Origin of the sequence: Pontibacter sp. E15-1 (genome assembly GCF_022601975.1) — a bacterium.
Lineage (GTDB): Bacteria > Bacteroidota > Bacteroidia > Cytophagales > Hymenobacteraceae > Pontibacter.
On sequence record NZ_JAKVIR010000055.1, the window covers coordinates 1 to 2,916 of the forward strand.

The window sequence follows — 2,916 nt, forward strand, 5'->3', positions numbered from 1 at the left end:
ATTTAGTTTGGTCACTAAATATTACGTGCCATGCCTTTTTTATTCATAGGATCTCTACCACACAACTTGGGTTATATTTATGAAAAAGAACTTAACTTTATTGCTACTCCTAGTAGTTTGCTGTGTTGGCTCAGCCCTTGCACAAAAAAATAGTAATCTAGGTTACTATCGCGTCAGCGTGCGCAAGATAACTTCTGTGAATCCACGTCAACTTGGTCCCATTCTTGCCGCAGGTACATCATTTGAAGCAGGTCAGGCTTATAACGTAACAATTCTAGCACTAAATACATCGCCTTATCCTTATACCCCACTTATTCAAGCATATAATTTTGATGGGTTTGAAACTGGTTACCATGCGTATCCTAACTATAATTGGGTCACATCTTCTACCCCAGATAGAGTTTCAAAAGATGCAACAAACAACACTATTTCTTTCGACATAAAAACTTTCACAGGAATCGACTTTTTAACTGATGGATTTATGCGAATCCAGTGCTACACCACATCTCCATATAGTTTCCATAAAAAGGATTCTATAATTTTTCCGTAATATCTAATAATAATATTCGTAATTTTTAACAAAAAAACCTTAAACCATGAAAAACATATTTTTGTTTATCCCTATAATACTGCTGTTTTTTGCGTGCAATACGCAAGAATACGATGAGGTGTCTGATAAGAAAACAAATCTCTATAGCAAAGATATTAAACAAATATCTGGCACAAATTCTATTACAGATTTCGATGCCTATTTGTTAGATTTGAATGGCCAAGAAGTTACAGATTTATCACATCTTAAGCCTAACGCCGTTTATGATATAGTAGTGGAGAGTAAATCGCCCGCTCATTTCAGGATTAAGTTCTCCGATGGCTTTACAGTAATAAACGCCCCCGCTTCAATTTCCAATTCCCGTAGGACAATAGAGGTCCCTTCGACTTCTACTATATTTACAATAAAAACCAACCAAGATGCTGCATCTGGTGTTTATGTTAACATTGTTCCAATACATAGAAATGGGAAAGATTTAATAAGAGAGCGTTCTAAAAATTTCTTATTCCCAGCTTCGCTTAGGTAATTGTAAAACGTTAAGATCAACTAATAGCGGGTTTGTCTACCTACAATTAGTTAATCTTAACGTTTCCCTTACTTTGCAGTATCACTAAATTTCTATGAGGCTATTGTTTATCTTATTCCTAATTCTGGTAAGCCTCAAGGTTTATGCCCAGAAAGAGGCTACTAATTGGTACTTTGGGAATAAGGCGGGCTTGAGCTTCAGCAACGGAGTACCTGTTCCACTTACAGACGGGGCGTTGGTTACAGAGAGTGCTACAGCCGTTATTTCTGATAAAAAAACGGGCAAGCTACTTTTCTACACTAACGGCAGGAACATTTGGAACAGACAGCACCAGTTGATGCCAGGGAGCAAGGAGTTTCCAAAGAATTGCCCCTCTGCTATTAGCCAACCAACACTTATAGTGCCTGTACCCGGTCATGAACACCTCTACTACGTTTTCTCCGTCCGCTTCAGCCCTCCTGCTGATGTATATAACTGCAGCTTTGGGTATATCATCGATGCAATAGTTCCAGAATATAATTGCGAGGTGCGGTATTCGGTGGTAAATATGCATCTTGACGACAGTATGGGCGATGTTGTAGTCACCGACAATAATATCCTGCTTCAGGAAAATGTAACGGAGAAAATAACAGCTGTCCCGCACAGCAACGGCAGGGACTTTTGGCTTATTACTCACGAGTGGAACAGCGACGCTTTTTATGTATACTTGATTTCAGCAGCAGGTTTAGCAAAGCCCGCTGTGCAGCGCATTGGCTCCGAACATAGCAGTAATTTGTATGATAGCAGGGTAAGCAATAGTGAGATTAGAGGCATGATGAAAGCATCACCCGACGGCAAGAGATTAGCTTGTGCAGTTGATTCTGAAGTAGAGCGGCCGTTTGATCTTTTTGATTTTAATCCAGCCACTGGCATGCTCTCAAACTACATCAGTCTTGGAAAGCTGGAGGCTCAGTATGGTATTTCTTTTTCCCCTGACAATTCCAAACTTTATGTGAGTTGCTTAAGTCCACGCGGAACAGCTTATAAAGATGTTATCCGCCAATATAACTTGGAGGCTGGCAGCAAAGAGGCCATCATAGGCTCCGGGCAAAGCATCATCCAAGGCAATCAGAGCACCAACATCCCTCCAAGAGACCTTGGCATTGGCTATTATGACCTGCAAATAGGACTAGACGGCAAAATCTATGGCACAAGCCATCATGTTTACAATAACCCGAATACCCAAGGAGATAAAACCATGTTGATTATCGGTAAGCCTAATGCTCCCGGTTTCAATTGTAAGGTGAACCATAGGGAGTTCGACCTTAGAAACGGAAATGTAGCACTGGGTTTACCCAACTTCATCCAGAGCTATTTTAACGGGCTGGATCCGGTGGACGCGGAGCCGCAGGCATGCCTTGTAGAGGCAGAGTTGTATCCTAATCCTACAAACAGCTCAGTTAAGGTAAGCCTGAATGGCGAGTGTATGCCAACGTTCAACTTAAAGGTCGTAAACGCTGTCGGACAGAATATAATGGCGGAGCAGATAGGGCTGCAAACTAGCGCGGAGGTGAATTTAACAAAGTACGCCGATGGGCTATACCTCTTCATACTCACCTTCCCAAACCAGCAACAGGTGGTGAAGAAGGTGGTAAAGGTAAGCCAATAGGATGCAGGCCCGGTTGAGGTCAGGGGCGTATACCTGCACAAGCAATTTTTTTTGGGTTTGACAGCATATTCTCTTTTATAGTTGCACCGGCCTGCCGGGTTGTTTTAAAGGCGTTGAGACCGTTGCACGGTGCTATTCGAAGATTGGTGCTTTTCTTATTTTTTTAAGCATTAGAAAAAGGCTATCTTAAGT

3 protein-coding genes are annotated in these 2,916 nt (G+C 41.6%); all 3 read left to right on the forward strand.

The features are described from left to right. The first annotated feature begins 79 nt into the window (after nt 1-79). The 3 genes from MKJ04_RS22665 to MKJ04_RS22675 all read left to right on the forward strand — a co-directional run bounded on the left by MKJ04_RS22665 (nt 80) and on the right by MKJ04_RS22675 (nt 2,724). Nucleotides 80-550 (forward strand): hypothetical protein, encoded by a 471-nt coding sequence (locus MKJ04_RS22665; RefSeq protein WP_241644473.1) that lies wholly within the window; start codon nt 80-82, stop codon nt 548-550. A 46-nt stretch (nt 551-596) separates the two neighbouring features. Next, the gene (locus MKJ04_RS22670; RefSeq protein ID WP_241644475.1) at nt 597-1,076 is read left to right on the forward strand and encodes a hypothetical protein; all 480 of its coding nucleotides are present in this window, start codon (nt 597-599) and stop codon (nt 1,074-1,076) included. A gap of 94 nt (nt 1,077-1,170) precedes the next feature. Further along, complete coding sequence (locus MKJ04_RS22675; RefSeq protein WP_241644477.1) at nt 1,171-2,724, forward strand: T9SS type A sorting domain-containing protein; 1,554 nt, start codon at nt 1,171-1,173, stop codon at nt 2,722-2,724. Nucleotides 2,725-2,916: the final 192 nt, after the last annotated feature.

Bases quoted from the DNA above. Each gene is read 5' to 3' on its own strand.
- MKJ04_RS22675 (WP_241644477.1), top strand. From the start codon at position 1,171: ATGAGGCTATTGTTTATCTTATTCCTAATTCTGGTAAGCCTCAAGGTT.
- MKJ04_RS22670 (WP_241644475.1), top strand. From the start codon at position 597: ATGAAAAACATATTTTTGTTTATCCCTATAATACTGCTGTTTTTTGCG.
- MKJ04_RS22665 (WP_241644473.1), top strand. From the start codon at position 80: ATGAAAAAGAACTTAACTTTATTGCTACTCCTAGTAGTTTGCTGTGTT.